This is a genomic window from Chromatium okenii, assembly GCF_002958735.1.
Taxonomy (GTDB): Bacteria; Pseudomonadota; Gammaproteobacteria; order Chromatiales; family Chromatiaceae; genus Chromatium; species Chromatium okenii_A.
In genome coordinates this window covers 1-18,095 of sequence record NZ_PPGH01000044.1, presented here as the reverse complement: position 1 = coordinate 18,095, position 18,095 = coordinate 1, and the positions used below count along the sequence as shown (strand labels likewise).

Below are 18,095 nucleotides of genomic sequence, written 5' to 3'. Positions count from 1 at the left end.
GACACAGTTTGAGAATAACCTTAATCTCTGTTGCAGTTGACCGCCTTAGCTTCAATCTCAACAAACCATGTCAGGGCGAAATATAGAGTGATCCCACTTGGATGTAAAGGTAAATTGATCAAACGTGTCTTTGTCAGGTTTCAGACAATGACGCAATCTTACAGCAACGCCGCAACAAACTCAAATCAGAAAGCAGTATCAAATCAGAAAGATACAGCGCAAACTTCAACCTGCTACTTAACTGTCTGCACGCGCATCGATGGCAAGCCTGCCGGTAAGACTTACACGCTTGCCAATGGCGAAGTCACCAAAGAAGTTGCAGGGCATTCAGGGCGTTATACCGCGCTGCGCCATCGTGTCGCGTCGTTATCTGAACTATCAACCCTGCTCGCAAGCCTGACGCCAGCGCAAACGCTCATTTACGGGCATTGCGTCGAGTGCGGTGATCTTCCCTATCAAATCCTGCCTGATAAGACCCTGCGGGAGCGGCTGAATGTAGGCAAACGCCAGCTTGGTGTGCACCACATCAATGGCAAAACTACCATTGGGCGCTTCAAAGAAAACTTCACCAGCGGCGGACTGCTGTTTGTCGACCGTGATCGCCAGCCTTCAATGCCCGCGCAGCTTGAAACCGCCAGCGATGATGATTTCTTTGCACAATTAGAGCGGCTCGTCCCCGGTATCAGCAGCGCCGAGCGGCTTGCTTATTCGTCATCATCTTCCCGCGTGTTGCTGCCCGACGGCTTGCCCGCATTCAATGGCACACCAAGCCGTCATTACTGGTTACGCCTTGCAACTGACATCGATCAAGACTCCATCCGGCTGGCGTTAACAGTTGCTGCTGGCGCTGCTGATTTGATGTTTACGGCAACCGATAAGCACGGCAAAAAACGCCTAAATCGCACAGTCTTAGATTTATCGGTTTACAGCACCGAGCGGGAAATTTTCGATAGTCCGCCAGCAGTCAATGCGCCGCTGCAATGCGCTAAGGGCGACTATCAAATCAGCAACCTAGGTGGTGGCAGCGTCATCATCGAACCGGCGTGGGCGGGTGCCATTCAATCCCATGCCAAACGCACCAAGACCACGATCACCCGCAGCGGCGCAGGTAGCTTCACCGGGCGCGTTGATAACGTCCTCACGCTGCAAACTGAACTCGAAACCGCTAACGGCATTATCACAGTCAAACAATGGCTTGATAGTGGACAACAGAAAACCCGCATTCAATCGCCCTTCCGTATTGAATCAAAATCATTTGCTGCTTTCATTGATCGCACTGAAATCGGCTGTTTTGTATTCGACAGCGGCACGAATGAAACCTATTTTTTAGAGAAAGAAGCGCCAGCGGATGATTTCAAAACATGTTTTGAATCATTGGCATCGGTGAGTGTTTTGAGCACGATCACTGATTCTGCGCCATAAAAAGCGATTTAGCACAGGCAATGGAAAAAGCATCTGCTTTTGCGGATGAAATTAATGCGCAGCCAGACACACTGCCTGCGCCCAGCGCCCAGCGGGAGTTTGTGTTACCGGCAGCAATTAAAGACTGTTTGGTCTTGATTGAAAGGCTGAGAATCCCGTTCAGGTAGCGCGGAAAGTGCTATTGCGACAAGTGCCCAGACTCCCGCTTGAAATCACTTCACCAGAGTTGATTGATGCGGTGTGCGGCGCTATTCCTGAATGTACCGATGATACTAAGCTGGCGTTATCAGGTGCGCTTGACGAAGCGATTACCACGGCAATACGCCGGGCGCGAGAAGATAATCAACTGAATGCCAACCTCACCCTTGATTCGATTCAGGAAGTAATCCCCGCCATGCGCACTTTGTGGGCGCAGGGGCATCGCTGTTTTCTAATTCGTGCACCAATGGGATCGGGTAAAACGCAATTGGTCTTAAAGACGATTTTTGACCAAATAAACAATGTTGTTGCCCTAACTTATTCGACAACGTTGGTCGATAATCTCGTTAGCCGGTTTGAAGGGGCAACGCATTATCAAGATATGGCGGTCAATGAATGTGCTTTGGTCGAAAAGATTGTGGCTTGCATCAATTCAATCGGTAAGATAAACATCCGTAAATCATTGGATGCTGCAAAGGCTATTCTCGCTGATGAAATCGCTCATGTTGTCCGAGTTCTATATGATCCCGATGGAACCCTGAAAAGCACGGCTGGCGCTATTACCCGGCAATTCTTTGATGCAATTAAAGCGACGGTGAAGCATGGCATTTTTGCGGGAGTTGACGCCAACCTGAATGATTTGACCGTTGCTGCTTTTCGACACAATGGCGCAAAGCCTTATGTCATTGATGTTGTTGACCATAACCCGCCTAAACCCATGAAAATTCACCGTTCAGAAAAGCGGATTTGGTGGTCTGCATCTAACGAAGTGAATGATGGTGGACGGGTATTCATCGCCTGCTCGGGTGCAAAAGAATCACTGCGCGTTGATCGGCATCTTCGGGCGCAATGCCCCGGCAAAAAGGGATTGGTTATCAATTCAAGAGGTGGTTATGCAACCAGCGGTGATCCTAATCAACGGGCATGGTTTAAGGATGTCAATGGGCTGGTGGTTCAATATGATTGGATCATTTTTAGTCCCGCAGTTGAATCCGGCGTGTCGATTGAAGTGAAGCACTTTACTAAATGGTTTGGCATTTATGACGGCACAAAATGCGCCAGCGACTTCCATCAAATGCTTGCCCGTGATCGCACGGCGACTGGATATGAGGTTGCTATCACTGGAACACTCAAAAAGCCTGCTCCACGCACTGCTAAAGAAGAATTGGCGGATGCCCTTTACTGCGCTCATTTGGATCATGGCAGCATCATTGAAGCGAGCAGCTATGATGTGGTTGCTGCGGTATTCGAGGTAGTCAGAAAGCGGCGTGTTCAATACTACGGGCAGGAATTCTGCTGCATGAGTCAGGATTTATTTGATGTTGAGATTGACCGGAAAGAAGTCAATGATTCTGAATTCAACGCTTATCGAAAAAAGATTTGGGATTCAATTGAAAGCGAATTCGTTGCGGATGTTAAAGATCGCCCAGCGTTGAGTGAGGCAACCTTTGAGCAAATTGCCAGCAATTACACGCCTGATCGTTACGATAGCCAAGACGTTCACGCACACACGATCACCAAAGCACTGGGCATTCCGCTCTCTGAACTGACCACGCAAGCGGTCAACATTTACCACGAAGGGCGGATCACCAGCCAATTAGAGCGATTCAGATTTGCCACTGAACCTGACCGCGTGGTCGAAAGCACCGCCGATGACATCGGTGTGTTGGATGTCATGTTGCGGCGCAATCGCAAAGCAGTCGCCCAAGCCTGCCGCGTGTTCTATCAGGAATTGGGTTTGGATTTCTTCAATCTGCAAAGCACCCGCAAACGGAAAGGTCGGCTCGTGACATCGGACGAGATTAAGGGGATCACTGCCGCAGGCGCAGTCGATTTACTCAACCGGCTCGCGACACATGATGACGCTGCCGCAATCCGCCGTTACCTGTGCCCTTCTCTTGGTGTGCAGAAAGCCCGCGTTTATAAATTAGCGGCTGAGGAAAAGACCACCGAATCCAGTCAGGTGATCCGCACCGTGAACTCCATCCTAGGGAATTTTGGCTACTGGCTGGTGGCTACCGGTGACAGCGGCAACCGCGTTTATAAATTAGCGGCTGAGGAAAAGACCACCGAATCCAGTCAGGTGAAAATCCCCGGCGGTAAATACATGATCGCCCTTGCTGCCCGATTGGTTGCTGAGAATCAGACAGCTAAGGGGGCATCATGGAGTGAGCGGCAAACTTTCAAATCCAGCAAAACGGGGCAAATCAGACAGCAAACCGATTTTAAGCCTGCGCAAACCGATGATGTTGAGATCGCCGAGAATCCAGCAAAATGGGGCAAATCAGACAGCTCCCGTGAATATAGTAATAACGGGAGCTGCCAACACAAGGCAGCGATCCTTGCCGAGCCTGAACACGCATGTCCCGAAATTCTGGAATTCGCAAATCGGTATCTCGCTGACATTGGCGAACATGACGCGGTGGCGCGTTCAGAATTCCTGAGCGCCGCTGGCAATCCGCAAACATGGGGCGATGTTTATCGACACATCCGTAACCATTACCGTGCTGCCGCTTGATCGCCGAGAATCCAGCGATAACGTGGGCGCAATTCAACGCGCCTGCGGGTATCAATGCCCAGTCCATGCGCGGACATCGCAACGGCAATGCAACGCGGCAGCGGTCAGGTACTGTAAGCCGCTGATTTACTACAGGTTATTTTAGCTATCAACATGACGGGCTTGACGTTCAGTTGCTGGTAGATTTTTGAGACCCATGGGTCTCAAATCTTCAATCAGACTTACGAATGAAATTGCTCTATCAACATGACGGGCTTGACGTTCAGTTGCTGGTAGATTTTTGGTGCCAATTGGCACCAAATTCTTTAGCGGAAGGCTGATCTTTACCTGCTGCTGATTGCGCGTTACTCCACGCCTCAGCTTGCAATTCTGGCGTTGGAAGTGCAGTTAAAGGACGGGCTTGACGTTCTCTGGCTGGTAGATTTTTGGGACCCATGGGTTTCAAATTCTCAATTAAACCGGCGAATGAAATTCTGCGATCAGCATGACGGGCTTGACGTTCAGTTGCTGGTAGATTTTTGGGACCCATGGGTTTCAAATTCTCAATTAAACCGGCGAATGAAATTCTGCGATCAGCATGACGGGCTTGACGTTCAGTTGCTGGTAGATTTTTGAAACCGAGCGGTTTCAAATTCTCAATCAGACTTACGAATGAAATTCTGCGATCAGCATGACGGGCTTGACGTTCAGTTGCTGGTAGATTTTTGAGACCGCGCGGTCTCAAATCTTTAGCGGAAGGCTGATCTTTACCTGCTGCTGATTGCGCGTTACTCCACGCCTCAGCTTGCAATTCTGGCGTTGGAAGTGCAGTTAAAGGACGGGCTTGACGTTCTCTGGCTGGTAGATTTTTGGGACCCATGGGTTTCAAATTCTCAATTAAACCGGCGAATGAAATTCTGCGATCAGCATGAACTCGCGTTATTCCAAATCTTTCTTGGCAAAAATCCTCAAACGTTTTGCCTTTGGTATCGCGGTATAAACGCTTGTCACGAATCACCTTGAGCGACGCATCGCCAATGATCGAAAGCTGATTGATCCCGCCAATTCCTTTCCGTCGCTAATCCCAGCGCCAGCGCAAATCGTCACCGTCCTCGAGGCGGTTTTTTTGTGTGTCAAAAAACTGTCAGGGCATGGGTGATCGTTCGCCGTGCAAATCGTCACACTTCGTCCTATCCGTAACAAATCCCGCACTTTTGACAGGGCGACATCGCCCCTTTCCCGTTGTCTTGATCCTGTCTTGACACTTGCAAACATCAATCTGTGATACAGCGTATTGACATAAACAAGACTAGGGTTTATTGTGTCTTACAACAAACAAGACAGGATCAAGACAATGGCAACGGCAATCGGATATATCAGGGTTTCGACAAGTGGGCAGGCAATCGACGGCGTATCGCTAGACGCGCAGAAAGCCAAGATCGCTGCGTGGGCAGAATTGAATGGGTATGAGCTGGGCGAGATTTTTGAGGATGCTGGGATCAGTGGCACAAAACAGGATCGCCCCGGATTAGCTGCCGCACTCGCTGCTGCAAAGAAAGGGGACGCGGTGATTGCTTACTCAATTAGCCGGTTCGCCCGGTCAACAAAACACTTGATCGAAATCTCAGAATCACTAGCCAAGCGTGAGATTGATATGGTTTCAATCAGCGAGCGCATCGATACCACGTCCGCAGCGGGGAAGATGGTGTTTCGCATGATGGCTGTAATGGCAGAATTTGAACGCGATCAAGTGTCTGAACGCACCAAGACGGCACTGCAACACAAAAAATCGAAAGGTGAAAAAACCGGCGGACAAGTGCCCTTTGGTAACGATGCAGCGGCTAATGACGAAGGCGTTAAAGTGCTAACAGTCAATCAAGCCGAGCGCATCATCATCAATGCGGTGATCGAATTAAGAAAGGCTGGTTTGTCGCTCAGGAAGATTGCAACGGAATTGGAAAAACGCGGGTTTCAATCTCGCAAAGGGCGCGTATTTCATCCGACACAAATTAGCAGAATGTTGGTGGCAGCATGAATACACTTGATTTGCAGCGAGTGAACATGGCGCTGGCGCAGATTGATTGCGCAATGAATGCGACGGATTGTGTTGAATTGAAAAACCGCCTTTCTTTGGATGATCTTTTGCACCACGCGGCAAGTGTTGCAATACAGCGTAAAGATAAGGTATTGCACAACAAGATCAACTGTCTTACACCGTCAAGACAGTATCAAGACAAGGGATTGAACCAATGAAAGATGAGCGCAAAATGATGTCATTTAGACTGCCAATTGAAGCGCGGGATCGTATGCAACGGCTCATGTCGATTCACAATGCACCGTCACAAGCGGACGTGATTCTAATGGCATTGGATGCGCTTGAATCCGTAGCGCCAGCGCCAGCGGTATCAGCACAATTGGATGATGTTGTAACGCGGATTGATAAAATGTTTGAAGATGTACTGAATCAACTCGCTGCCATGCAAGCAAGTTTTGCGGAATTTGAAGCGCGGTTGAGTGCGATCGAAGCTGGCGCAGTGAGTGAGTTAACCAGTGTTAAAGAAGTGTCGTTAGACGTTAGACTCGTCGCCGTCGCCATGAAAGCAGCAAAAAAGACAAATGAGGAAATTCAAGCGTATATCGGGAACGCGACTGGAAAGCGGTTCAGTTTTAGTTTTAAGCAAAATCTGTCAAACAATTTAGAAAACTGGAAACGGGCAGCGGATAAACAACTGTGATGCCGTACACAAGCCGCGTAACAGCGGTTTTTTATTGTCCGTCGCATGAACACTGCTGGCGCTGAGAACGTGCTCAAAATGCGTCCTACGCGATTCTGTGAAGCATACTCACTTGACAGTGTATTCCGAAAGGCATTAAATCACGGACACGCAAAAAAACCGCAGTTAAGCGGCTCTTTTGCGTTCACTCATTTTCTTCATATCAACCTCAACTCATTAACACTTCCTTCGATTCTTGCGGAGTAGAAAAGTGCAAACGAGCCTTTTAGACACGACACAGTTTGAGAATAACCTTAATCTCTGTTGCAGTTGACGCCTTAGCTTCAATCTCAACAAACCATGTCAGGGCGAAATATAGAGTGATCGCCACTTGGATGTAAAGGTAAATTGATCAAACGTGTCTTTGTCAGGTTTCAGACAATGACGCAATCTTACAGCAACGCCGCAACAAACTCAAATCAGAAAGCAGTATCAAATCAGAAAGATACAGCGCAAACTTCAACCTGCTACTTAACTGTCTGCACGCGCATCGATGGCAAGCCTGCCGGTAAGACTTACACGCTTGCCAATGGCGAAGTCACCAAAGAAGTTGCAGGGCATTCAGGGCGTTATACCGCGCTGCGCCATCGTGTCGCGTCGTTATCTGAACTATCAACCCTGCTCGCAAGCCTGACGCCAGCGCAAACGCTCATTTACGGGCATTGCGTCGAGTGCGGTGATCTTCCCTATCAAATCCTGCCTGATAAGACCCTGCGGGAGCGGCTGAATGTAGGCAAACGCCAGCTTGGTGTGCACCACATCAATGGCAAAACTACCATTGGGCGCTTCAAAGAAAACTTCACCAGCGGCGGACTGCTGTTTGTCGACCGTGATCGCCAGCCTTCAATGCCCGCGCAGCTTGAAACCGCCAGCGATGATGATTTCTTTGCACAATTAGAGCGGCTCGTCCCCGGTATCAGCAGCGCCGAGCGGCTTGCTTATTCGTCATCATCTTCCCGCGTGTTGCTGCCCGACGGCTTGCCCGCATTCAATGGCACACCAAGCCGTCATTACTGGTTACGCCTTGCAACTGACATCGATCAAGACTCCATCCGGCTGGCGTTAACAGTTGCTGCTGGCGCTGCTGATTTGATGTTTACGGCAACCGATAAGCACGGCAAAAAACGCCTAAATCGCACAGTCTTAGATTTATCGGTTTACAGCACCGAGCGGGAAATTTTCGATAGTCCGCCAGCAGTCAATGCGCCGCTGCAATGCGCTAAGGGCGACTATCAAATCAGCAACCTAGGTGGTGGCAGCGTCATCATCGAACCGGCGTGGGCGGGTGCCATTCAATCCCATGCCAAACGCACCAAGACCACGATCACCCGCAGCGGCGCAGGTAGCTTCACCGGGCGCGTTGATAACGTCCTCACGCTGCAAACTGAACTCGAAACCGCTAACGGCATTATCACAGTCAAACAATGGCTTGATAGTGGACAACAGAAAACCCGCATTCAATCGCCCTTCCGTATTGAATCAAAATCATTTGCTGCTTTCATTGATCGCACTGAAATCGGCTGTTTTGTATTCGACAGCGGCACGAATGAAACCTATTTTTTAGAGAAAGAAGCGCCAGCGGATGATTTCAAAACATGTTTTGAATCATTGGCATCGGTGAGTGTTTTGAGCACGATCACTGATTCTGCGACCATAAAAAGCGATTTAGCACAGGCAATGGAAAAAGCATCTGCTTTTGCGGATGAAATTAATGCGCAGCCAGACACACTGCCTGCGCCCAGCGCCCAGCGGGAGTTTGTGTTACCGGCAGCAATTAAAGACTGTTTGGTCTTGATTGAAAGGGCTGAGAATCCCGTTCAGGTAGCGCGGAAAGTGCTATTGCGACAAGTGCCCAGACTCCCGCTTGAAATCACTTCACCAGAGTTGATTGCTGCGGTGTGCGGCGCTATTCCTGAATGTACCGATGAGACTAGGCTGGCGTTATCAGGTGCGCTTGACGAAGCGATTACCACGGCAATACGCCGGGCGCGAGAAGATAATCAACTGAATGCCAACCTCACCCTTGATTCGATTCAGGAAGTAATCCCCGCCATGCGCACTTTGTGGGCGCAGGGGCATCGCTGTTTTCTAATTCGTGCACCAATGGGATCGGGTAAAACGCAATTGGTCTTAAAGGCGATTTTTGACCAAATAAACAATGTTGTTGCCCTAACTTATTCGACAACGTTGGTCGATAATCTCGTTAGCCGGTTTGAAGGGGCAACGCATTATCAAGATATGGCGGTCAATGAATGTGCTTTGGTCGAAAAGATTGTGGCTTGCATCAATTCAATCGGTAAGATAAACATCCGTAAATCATTGGATGCTGCAAAGGCTATTCTCGCTGATGAAATCGCTCATGTTGTCCGAGTTCTATATGATCCTGATGGAACTCTGAAAAGCACGGCTGGCGCTATTACCCGGCAATTCTTTGATGCAATTAAAGCGACGGTGAAGCATGGCATTTTTGCGGGAGTTGACGCCAACCTGAATGATTTGACCGTTGCTGCTTTTCGACACAATGGCGCAAAGCCTTATGTCATTGATGTTGTTGACCATAACCCGCCTAAACCCATGAAAATTCACCGTTCAAAAAAGCGGATTTGGTGGTCTGCATCTAACGAAGTGAATGATGGTGGACGGGTATTCATCGCCTGCTCGGGTGCAAAAGAATCACTGCGCGTTGATCGGCATCTTCGGGCGCAATGCCCCGGCAAAAAGGGATTGGTTATCAATTCAAGAGGTGGTTATGCAACCAGCGGTGATCCTAATCAACGGGCATGGTTTAAGGATGTCAATGGGCTGGTGGTTCAATATGATTGGATCATTTTTAGTCCCGCAGTTGAATCCGGCGTGTCGATTGAAGTGAAGCACTTTACTAAATGGTTTGGCATTTATGACGGCACAAAATGCGCCAGCGACTTCCATCAAATGCTTGCCCGTGATCGCACGGCGACTGGATATGAGGTTGCTATCACTGGAACACTCAAAAAGCCTGCTCCACGCACTGCTAAAGAAGAATTGGCGGATGCCCTTTACTGCGCTCATTTGGATCATGGCAGCATCATTGAAGCGAGCAGCTATGATGTGGTTGCTGCGGTATTCGAGGTAGTCAGAAAGCGGCGTGTTCAATACTACGGGCAGGAATTCTGCTGCCTGAGTCAGGATTTATTTGATGTTGAGATTGACCGGAAAGAAGTCAATGATTCTGAATTCAACGCTTATCAAAAAAGATTTGGGATTCAATTGAAAGCGAATTCGTTGCGGATGTTAAAGATCGCCCAGCGTTGAGTGAGGCAACCTTTGAGCAAATTGCCAGCAATTACACGCCTGATCGTTACGATAGCCAAGACGTTCACGCACACACGATCACCAAAGCACTGGGCATTCCGCTATCTGAACTGACCACGCAAGCGGTCAACATTTACCACGAAGGGCGGATCACCAGCCAATTAGAGCGATTCAGATTTGCCACTGAACCTGACCGCGTGGTCGAAAGCACCGCCGAAGACATCGGTGTGTTGGATGTCATGTTGCGGCGCAATCGCAAAGCAGTCGCCCAAGCCTGCCGCGTGTTCTATCAGGAATTGGGTTTGGATTTCTTCAATCTGCAAAGCACCCGCAAACGGAAAGGTCGGCTCGTGACATCGGACGAGATTAAGGGGATCACTGCCGCAGGCGCAGTCGATTTACTCAACCGGCTCGCGACACATGATGACGCTGCCGCAATCCGCCGTTACCTGTGCCCTTCTCTTGGTGTGCAGAAAGCCCGCGTTTATAAATTAGCGGCTGAGGAAAAGACCACCGAATCCAGTCAGGTGATCCGCACCGTGAACTCCATCCTAGGGAATTTTGGCTACTGGCTGGTGGCTACCGGTGACAGCGGCAACCGCGTTTATAAATTAGCGGCTGAGGAAAAGACCACCGAATCCAGTCAGGTGAAAATCCCCGGCGGTAAATACATGATCGCCCTTGCTGCCCGATTGGTTGCTGAGAATCAGACAGCTAAGGGGGCATCATGGAGTGAGCGGCAAACTTTCAAATCCAGCAAAACGGGGCAAATCAGACAGCAAACCGATTTTAAGCCTGCGCAAACCGATGATGTTGAGATCGCCGAGAATCCAGCAAAATGGGGCAAATCAGACAGCTCCCGTGAATATAGTAATAACGGGAGCTGCCAACACAAGGCAGCGATCCTTGCCGAGCCTGAACACGCATGTCCCGAAATTCTGGAATTCGCAAATCGGTATCTCGCTGACATTGGCGAACATGACGCGGTGGCGCGTTCAGAATTCCTGAGCGCCGCTGGCAATCCGCAAACATGGGGCGATGTTTATCGACACATCCGTAACCATTACCGTGCTGCTGGTTCAGTTTGCGGCACATTTGAAAGTGCGCGACGTCGCGCACTTGTGACTTTCAATCATCACCGCGAAGTCGCCAGCGGCAACGTGGGCGAAAACTTTTACCCAATTGGCGATGAATGCACACTCGCTGCGCGGACATCGCAACTGCAAAGCAACGCGGCAGCGATCAGGTACTGTAAAACCATGATTTACCACAGGTTATTTTAGCTATCAGCATGACGGGCTTGACGTTCAGTTGCTGGTAGATTTTTGAAACCGAGCGGTTTCAAATTCTCAATCAGACTTACGAATGAAATTGCTCTATCAGCATGACGGGCTTGACGTTCAGTTGCTGGAATGGGTTTGGTGCCCCTGGGCACCAATTCTTTAGCGGAAGGCTGATCTTTACCTGCTGCTGATTGCGCGTTACTCCACGCCTCAGCTTGCAATTCTGGCGTTGGAAGTGCAGTTAAAGGACGGGCTTGCGATTCTCTGGCTGGTAGATTTTTGTTACCAATTGGTAACAAATCATCCAAGATTCCTGCGAATGCAATGCGTCTATGCGCATGAACTCGCGTTATTCCAAATCTTTCTTGGCAATAATCCTCAAACGTTTTGCCTTTGGTATCGCGGTATAAACGCTTATCACGAATCACCTTCAATGAAGCATCGCCAATGATCGAAAGCTGATTGATCCCGCCAATTCCTTTCCGTCGCTAATCCCAGCGCCAGCGCAAATCGTCACCGTCCTCGAGGCGGTTTTTTTGTGTGTCAAAAAACTGTCAGGGCATGGGTGATCGTTCGCCGTCAAGGATCGTCAAATGCCGACGTTTAGTTGCCTATCTATACCGATCAACCTTGATCTATACCCGTCAATCTATACCGATATAAATAAATATAAACGAGTATTGACAGGTGTCAAGATTGATCTATACTTGACCTATCAAGACCAATATAAACGAGTATAGATCAATGGCAACCTACAGTTATTTAAGAGTTTCTACGCAAGGGCAAGCCGAATCACAAGCCGGATTGAACGCGCAGTTAGACGCTTGCAAAGCAGTAGCTGAGATTGCCAACACCTTCGCCGACGAGGGCGTGTCTGGCGTAGCAGGTCTTGATAAGCGCCCCGGATTACTCGCTGCAATCGACATTCTGAAAGCAGGCGACACGCTGATAGTGGCAAAACGGGATCGGCTTGGACGTGATCCGATCGTGGTCGCCATGATCGAACGTTCCATCGAACGGAAGGGCGCAAGGATTCAATCGGCAGCAGGTGAGGGCACTGATTCTGACAATCCGGCAGATGTTTTGATGCGCCGCATGGTTGACGCCTTTGCTGAGTACGAAAGATTGATCATCAAATCCCGCACCAAAGCCGCACTGAAAGCAAAGAAAGAACGCGCCGAGCGCACGGGTTCAGTGCCCTACGGTTATGCCGTAAACCCTGAGAATCCAAAGGAATTAGCTGTCAACGAAACTGAGCAACAGGCGATCGAAGTGATCAAGGAACTGCGCTCGCGTGGTGTGTCGCTGCAAAAGATCGCCACTCACCTGCAACTGTCTGGATTCAAATCACGGAGCAAAACATGCAAATGGCACAAGCAAACGATCAGCAACATTTTCAAGTTTCAACCAAGCCAGATGATGCTAAATCTACGATTAGCGGCTTAACGGGAAAGCAGTTGCTGGCGCTATTGAACCAATTGACGCTAGGCAATAAAAAGCGCACTGCACGTTATCTCAAAAAGGAGCAAGGAATTGGACGCTATGATGTTTAAGTTCCCCGATGGAACCAAGCAACGGATTCAATCGTTATCGCAACCGCATGAATCAATGACCAATGTAATGCTGAGGGCGATCAATCTGTTAGAGCGATCTATAGATCAATCTATACCAATCAATACCGAATTAGAAAGCACTGAATCTATATCAGTAAATACGCGGATAGACTCTATTGAAGCATCAATGACGCAGATTGATAAAATGTTTGAAGATGTACTGAATCAACTCGCTGCCATGCAAGCAAGTTTTGCGGCATTTGAAGTGCGTTTGAGTGCGATCGAAGCTGGCGCAGTGAGTGAGTTAACCAGTGTTAAAGAAGTGTCGTTAGACGTTAGACTCGTCGCCGTCGCCATGAAAGCAGCAAAAAAGACAAATGAGGAAATTCAAGCGTATATCGGGAACGCGACTGGAAAGCGGTTCAGTTTTAGTTTTAAGCAAAATCTGTCAAACAATTTAGAAAACTGGAAACGGGCAGCGGATAAACAACTGTGATGCCGTACACAAGCCGCGTAACAGCGGTTTTTTCTTGTCCGTCGCATGAACACTGCTGGCGCTGAGAACGTGCTCAAAATGCGTCCTACGCGATTCTGTGAAGCATACTCACTTGACAGTGTATTCCGAAAGGCATTAAATCACGGACACGCAAAAAAACCGCAGTTAAGCGGCTCTTTTGCGTTCACTCATTTTCTTCATATCAACCTCAACTCATTAACACTTCCTTCGATTCTTGCCAGAGTAGAAAAGTGCAAACGAGCCTTTTAGACACGACACAGTTTGAGAATAACCTTAATCTCTGTTGCAGTTGACGCCTTAGCTTCAATCTCAACAAACCATGTCAGGGCGAAATATAGAGTGATCGCCACTTGGATGTAAAGGTAAATTGATCAAACGTGTCTTTGTCAGGTTTCAGACAATGACGCAATCTTACAGCAACGCCGCAACAAACTCAAATCAGAAAGCAGTATCAAATCAGAAAGATACAGCGCAAACTTCAACCTGCTACTTAACTGTCTGCACGCGCATCGATGGCAAGCCTGCCGGTAAGACTTACACGCTTGCCAATGGCGAAGTCACCAAAGAAGTTGCAGGGCATTCAGGGCGTTATACCGCGCTGCGCCATCGTGTCGCGTCGTTATCTGAACTATCAACCCTGCTCGCAAGCCTGACGCCAGCGCAAACGCTCATTTACGGGCATTGCGTCGAGTGCGGTGATCTTCCCTATCAAATCCTGCCTGATAAGACCCTGCGGGAGCGGCTGAATGTAGGCGAACGCCAGCTTGGTGTGCACCACATCAATGGCAAAACTACCATTGGGCGCTTCAAAGAAAACTTCACCAGCGGCGGACTGCTGTTTGTCGACCGTGATCGCCAGCCTTCAATGCCCGCGCAGCTTGAAACCGCCAGCGATGATGATTTCTTTGCACAATTAGAGCGGCTCGTCCCCGGTATCAGCAGCGCCGAGCGGCTTGCTTATTCGTCATCATCTTCCCGCGTGTTGCTGCCCGACGGCTTGCCCGCATTCAATGGCACACCAAGCCGTCATTACTGGTTACGCCTTGCAACTGACATCGATCAAGACTCCATCCGGCTGGCGTTAACAGTTGCTGCTGGCGCTGCTGATTTGATGTTTACGGCAACCGATAAGCACGGCAAAAAACGCCTAAATCGCACAGTCTTAGATTTATCGGTTTACAGCACCGAGCGGGAAATTTTCGATAGTCCGCCAGCAGTCAATGCGCCGCTGCAATGCGCTAAGGGCGACTATCAAATCAGCAACCTAGGTGGTGGCAGCGTCATCATCGAACCGGCGTGGGCGGGTGCCATTCAATCCCATGCCAAACGCACCAAGACCACGATCACCCGCAGCGGCGCAGGTAGCTTCACCGGGCGCGTTGATAACGTCCTCACGCTGCAAACTGAACTCGAAACCGCTAACGGCATTATCACAGTCAAACAATGGCTTGATAGTGGACAACAGAAAACCCGCATTCAATCGCCCTTCCGTATTGAATCAAAATCATTTGCTGCTTTCATTGATCGCACTGAAATCGGCTGTTTTGTATTCGACAGCGGCACGAATGAAACCTATTTTTTAGAGAAAGAAGCGCCAGCGGATGATTTCAAAACATGTTTTGAATCATTGGCATCGGTGAGTGTTTTGAGCACGATCACTGATTCTGCGGCCATAAAAAGCGATTTAGCACAGGCAATGGAAAAAGCATCTGCTTTTGCGGATGAAATTAATGCGCAGCCAGACACACTGCCTGCGCCCAGCGCCCAGCGGGAGTTTGTGTTACCGGCAGCAATTAAAGACTGTTTGGTCTTGATTGAAAGGCTGAGAATCCCGTTCAGGTAGCGCGGAAAGTGCTATTGCGACAAGTGCCCAGACTCCCGCTTGAAATCACTTCACCAGAGTTGATTGATGCGGTGTGCGGCGCTATTCCTGAATGTACCGATGATACTAAGCTGGCGTTATCAGGTGCGCTTGACGAAGCGATTACCACGGCAATACGCCGGGCGCGAGAAGATAATCAACTGAATGCCAACCTCACCCTTGATTCGATTCAGGAAGTAATCCCCGCCATGCGCACTTTGTGGGCGCAGGGGCATCGCTGTTTTCTAATTCGTGCACCAATGGGATCGGGTAAAACGCAATTGGTCTTAAAGACGATTTTTGACCAAATAAACAATGTTGTTGCCCTAACTTATTCGACAACGTTGGTCGATAATCTCGTTAGCCGGTTTGAAGGGGCAACGCATTATCAAGATATGGCGGTCAATGAATGTGCTTTGGTCGAAAAGATTGTGGCTTGCATCAATTCAATCGGTAAGATAAACATCCGTAAATCATTGGATGCTGCAAAGGCTATTCTCGCTGATGAAATCGCTCATGTTGTCCGAGTTCTATATGATCCCGATGGAACCCTGAAAAGCACGGCTGGCGCTATTACCCGGCAATTCTTTGATGCAATTAAAGCGACGGTGAAGCATGGCATTTTTGCGGGAGTTGACGCCAACCTGAATGATTTGACCGTTGCTGCTTTTCGACACAATGGCGCAAAGCCTTATGTCATTGATGTTGTTGACCATAACCCGCCTAAACCCATGAAAATTCACCGTTCAGAAAAGCGGATTTGGTGGTCTGCATCTAACGAAGTGAATGATGGTGGACGGGTATTCATCGCCTGCTCGGGTGCAAAAGAATCACTGCGCGTTGATCGGCATCTTCGGGCGCAATGCCCCGGCAAAAAGGGATTGGTTATCAATTCAAGAGGTGGTTATGCAACCAGCGGTGATCCTAATCAACGGGCATGGTTTAAGGATGTCAATGGGCTGGTGGTTCAATATGATTGGATCATTTTTAGTCCCGCAGTTGAATCCGGCGTGTCGATTGAAGTGAAGCACTTTACTAAATGGTTTGGCATTTATGACGGCACAAAATGCGCCAGCGACTTCCATCAAATGCTTGCCCGTGATCGCACGGCGACTGGATATGAGGTTGCTATCACTGGAACACTCAAAAAGCCTGCTCCACGCACTGCTAAAGAAGAATTGGCGGATGCCCTTTACTGCGCTCATTTGGATCATGGCAGCATCATTGAAGCGAGCAGCTATGATGTGGTTGCTGCGGTATTCGAGGTAGTCAGAAAGCGGCGTGTTCAATACTACGGGCAGGAATTCTGCTGCATGAGTCAGGATTTATTTGATGTTGAGATTGACCGGAAAGAAGTCAATGATTCTGAATTCAACGCTTATCGAAAAAAGATTTGGGATTCAATTGAAAGCGAATTCGTTGCGGATGTTAAAGATCGCCCAGCGTTGAGTGAGGCAACCTTTGAGCAAATTGCCAGCAATTACACGCCTGATCGTTACGATAGCCAAGACGTTCACGCACACACGATCACCAAAGCACTGGGCATTCCGCTCTCTGAACTGACCACGCAAGCGGTCAACATTTACCACGAAGGGCGGATCACCAGCCAATTAGAGCGATTCAGATTTGCCACTGAACCTGACCGCGTGGTCGAAAGCACCGCCGATGACATCGGTGTGTTGGATGTCATGTTGCGGCGCAATCGCAAAGCAGTCGCCCAAGCCTGCCGCGTGTTCTATCAGGAATTGGGTTTGGATTTCTTCAATCTGCAAAGCACCCGCAAACGGAAAGGTCGGCTCGTGACATCGGACGAGATTAAGGGGATCACTGCCGCAGGCGCAGTCGATTTACTCAACCGGCTCGCGACACATGATGACGCTGCCGCAATCCGCCGTTACCTGTGCCCTTCTCTTGGTGTGCAGAAAGCCCGCGTTTATAAATTAGCGGCTGAGGAAAAGACCACCGAATCCAGTCAGGTGATCCGCACCGTGAACTCCATCCTAGGGAATTTTGGCTACTGGCTGGTGGCTACCGGTGACAGCGGCAACCGCGTTTATAAATTAGCGGCTGAGGAAAAGACCACCGAATCCAGTCAGGTGAAAATCCCCGGCGGTAAATACATGATCGCCCTTGCTGCCCGATTGGTTGCTGAGAATCAGACAGCTAAGGGGGCATCATGGAGTGAGCGGCAAACTTTCAAATCCAGCAAAACGGGGCAAATCAGACAGCAAACCGATTTTAAGCCTGCGCAAACCGATGATGTTGAGATCGCCGAGAATCCAGCAAAATGGGGCAAATCAGACAGCTCCCGTGAATATAGTAATAACGGGAGCTGCCAACACAAGGCAGCGATCCTTGCCGAGCCTGAACACGCATGTCCCGAAATTCTGGAATTCGCAAATCGGTATCTCGCTGACATTGGCGAACATGACGCGGTGGCGCGTTCAGAATTCCTGAGCGCCGCTGGCAATCCGCAAACATGGGGCGATGTTTATCGACACATCCGTAACCATTACCGTGCTGCCGCTTGATCGCCGAGAATCCAGCGATAACGTGGGCGCAATTCAACGCGCCTGCGGGTATCAATGCCCAGTCCATGCGCGGACATCGCAACGGCAATGCAACGCGGCAGCGGTCAGGTACTGTAAGCCGCTGATTTACTAAGGTTATTTTAGCTATCAACATGACGGGCTTGACGT

The 18,095-nt window shown here is 49.3% G+C and carries 13 protein-coding genes; 11 read left to right on the top strand and 2 right to left on the bottom strand.

Features of this window, described 5'->3' with window-relative positions:
* The first annotated feature begins 147 nt into the window (after positions 1 to 147).
* On the top strand, positions 148 to 1,422 hold the full coding sequence (locus tag CXB77_RS18860) for a hypothetical protein (protein WP_105073136.1): 1,275 nt from the start codon (positions 148 to 150) through the stop codon (positions 1,420 to 1,422).
* Positions 1,423 to 1,612: 190 nt separating this feature from the next.
* Entirely contained in the window at positions 1,613 to 4,138 is a 2,526-nt protein-coding gene (locus tag CXB77_RS18855) for a DEAD/DEAH box helicase family protein (RefSeq protein WP_146108884.1), read from the top strand.
* A gap of 262 nt (positions 4,139 to 4,400) precedes the next feature.
* Here the strand turns inward: CXB77_RS18855 and CXB77_RS18850 are convergent, their stop codons facing one another.
* Positions 4,401 to 4,997 carry a hypothetical protein gene (locus CXB77_RS18850; RefSeq protein ID WP_172452761.1) on the bottom strand — a complete coding sequence of 199 codons (597 nt, stop codon included), beginning with the start codon at positions 4,995 to 4,997 and terminating at the stop codon, positions 4,401 to 4,403.
* Positions 4,998 to 5,471: 474 nt separating this feature from the next.
* On the opposite strand from CXB77_RS18850, the gene CXB77_RS18845 reads away from it, so the two are divergent.
* The 5 genes from CXB77_RS18845 to CXB77_RS18825 all read left to right on the top strand — a co-directional run bounded on the left by CXB77_RS18845 (position 5,472) and on the right by CXB77_RS18825 (position 11,465).
* The gene (locus CXB77_RS18845; protein ID WP_105073134.1) at positions 5,472 to 6,152 is read left to right on the top strand and encodes a recombinase family protein; all 681 of its coding nucleotides are present in this window, start codon (positions 5,472 to 5,474) and stop codon (positions 6,150 to 6,152) included.
* Positions 6,149 to 6,370 (top strand): hypothetical protein, encoded by a 222-nt coding sequence (locus CXB77_RS18840; protein ID WP_105073067.1) that lies wholly within the window; start codon positions 6,149 to 6,151, stop codon positions 6,368 to 6,370. The genes CXB77_RS18845 and CXB77_RS18840 overlap by 4 nt, the downstream gene beginning before the upstream one ends.
* Before the next feature lie 17 nt (positions 6,371 to 6,387).
* Positions 6,388 to 6,852 carry a hypothetical protein gene (locus CXB77_RS18835; RefSeq protein ID WP_146108888.1) on the top strand — a complete coding sequence of 155 codons (465 nt, stop codon included), beginning with the start codon at positions 6,388 to 6,390 and terminating at the stop codon, positions 6,850 to 6,852.
* 420 nt (positions 6,853 to 7,272) lie between these two features.
* Complete coding sequence (locus CXB77_RS18830) at positions 7,273 to 10,182, top strand: DEAD/DEAH box helicase family protein (protein WP_105075074.1); 2,910 nt, start codon at positions 7,273 to 7,275, stop codon at positions 10,180 to 10,182.
* Complete coding sequence (locus CXB77_RS18825) at positions 10,179 to 11,465, top strand: hypothetical protein (RefSeq protein WP_105075073.1); 1,287 nt, start codon at positions 10,179 to 10,181, stop codon at positions 11,463 to 11,465. Before CXB77_RS18830 ends, CXB77_RS18825 begins: the two co-directional genes overlap by 4 nt.
* On the opposite strand, the gene CXB77_RS18820 is transcribed toward CXB77_RS18825, so the two are convergent.
* Complete coding sequence (locus CXB77_RS18820; RefSeq protein WP_146108887.1) at positions 11,462 to 11,899, bottom strand: hypothetical protein; 438 nt, start codon at positions 11,897 to 11,899, stop codon at positions 11,462 to 11,464. The genes CXB77_RS18825 and CXB77_RS18820 overlap by 4 nt on opposite strands.
* Positions 11,900 to 12,209: 310 nt before the next feature.
* Here CXB77_RS18820 and CXB77_RS18815 point away from each other — a divergent pair, with 310 nt between their 5' ends.
* The 4 genes from CXB77_RS18815 (at position 12,210) to CXB77_RS18800 (ending at position 17,927) form a co-directional block, all read left to right on the top strand.
* A complete protein-coding gene (locus CXB77_RS18815) occupies positions 12,210 to 12,911 on the top strand; it encodes a recombinase family protein (RefSeq protein WP_105075071.1) in 702 nt (233 codons plus the stop codon).
* 96 nt (positions 12,912 to 13,007) lie between these two features.
* On the top strand, positions 13,008 to 13,514 hold the full coding sequence (locus tag CXB77_RS19435) for a hypothetical protein (protein WP_146108885.1): 507 nt from the start codon (positions 13,008 to 13,010) through the stop codon (positions 13,512 to 13,514).
* A 421-nt stretch (positions 13,515 to 13,935) separates the two neighbouring features.
* Positions 13,936 to 15,378, top strand: coding sequence for a hypothetical protein (locus CXB77_RS18805; RefSeq protein WP_105075069.1), 1,443 nt, complete (start codon positions 13,936 to 13,938; stop codon positions 15,376 to 15,378).
* A 23-nt stretch (positions 15,379 to 15,401) separates the two neighbouring features.
* A complete protein-coding gene (locus tag CXB77_RS18800; protein WP_146108884.1) occupies positions 15,402 to 17,927 on the top strand; it encodes a DEAD/DEAH box helicase family protein in 2,526 nt (841 codons plus the stop codon).
* The last annotated feature ends 168 nt before the right edge of the window (positions 17,928 to 18,095 follow it).

Bases quoted from the DNA above. Each gene is read 5' to 3' on its own strand.
- CXB77_RS18860 (WP_105073136.1), top strand. From the start codon at position 148: ATGACGCAATCTTACAGCAACGCCGCAACAAACTCAAATCAGAAAGCA.
- CXB77_RS18850 (WP_172452761.1), bottom strand. From the start codon at position 4,997: ATGGGTCCCAAAAATCTACCAGCCAGAGAACGTCAAGCCCGTCCTTTA.
- CXB77_RS18845 (WP_105073134.1), top strand. From the start codon at position 5,472: ATGGCAACGGCAATCGGATATATCAGGGTTTCGACAAGTGGGCAGGCA.
- CXB77_RS18840 (WP_105073067.1), top strand. From the start codon at position 6,149: ATGAATACACTTGATTTGCAGCGAGTGAACATGGCGCTGGCGCAGATT.
- CXB77_RS18835 (WP_146108888.1), top strand. From the start codon at position 6,388: ATGTCATTTAGACTGCCAATTGAAGCGCGGGATCGTATGCAACGGCTC.
- CXB77_RS18830 (WP_105075074.1), top strand. From the start codon at position 7,273: ATGACGCAATCTTACAGCAACGCCGCAACAAACTCAAATCAGAAAGCA.
- CXB77_RS18815 (WP_105075071.1), top strand. From the start codon at position 12,210: ATGGCAACCTACAGTTATTTAAGAGTTTCTACGCAAGGGCAAGCCGAA.
- CXB77_RS19435 (WP_146108885.1), top strand. From the start codon at position 13,008: ATGATGTTTAAGTTCCCCGATGGAACCAAGCAACGGATTCAATCGTTA.
- CXB77_RS18805 (WP_105075069.1), top strand. From the start codon at position 13,936: ATGACGCAATCTTACAGCAACGCCGCAACAAACTCAAATCAGAAAGCA.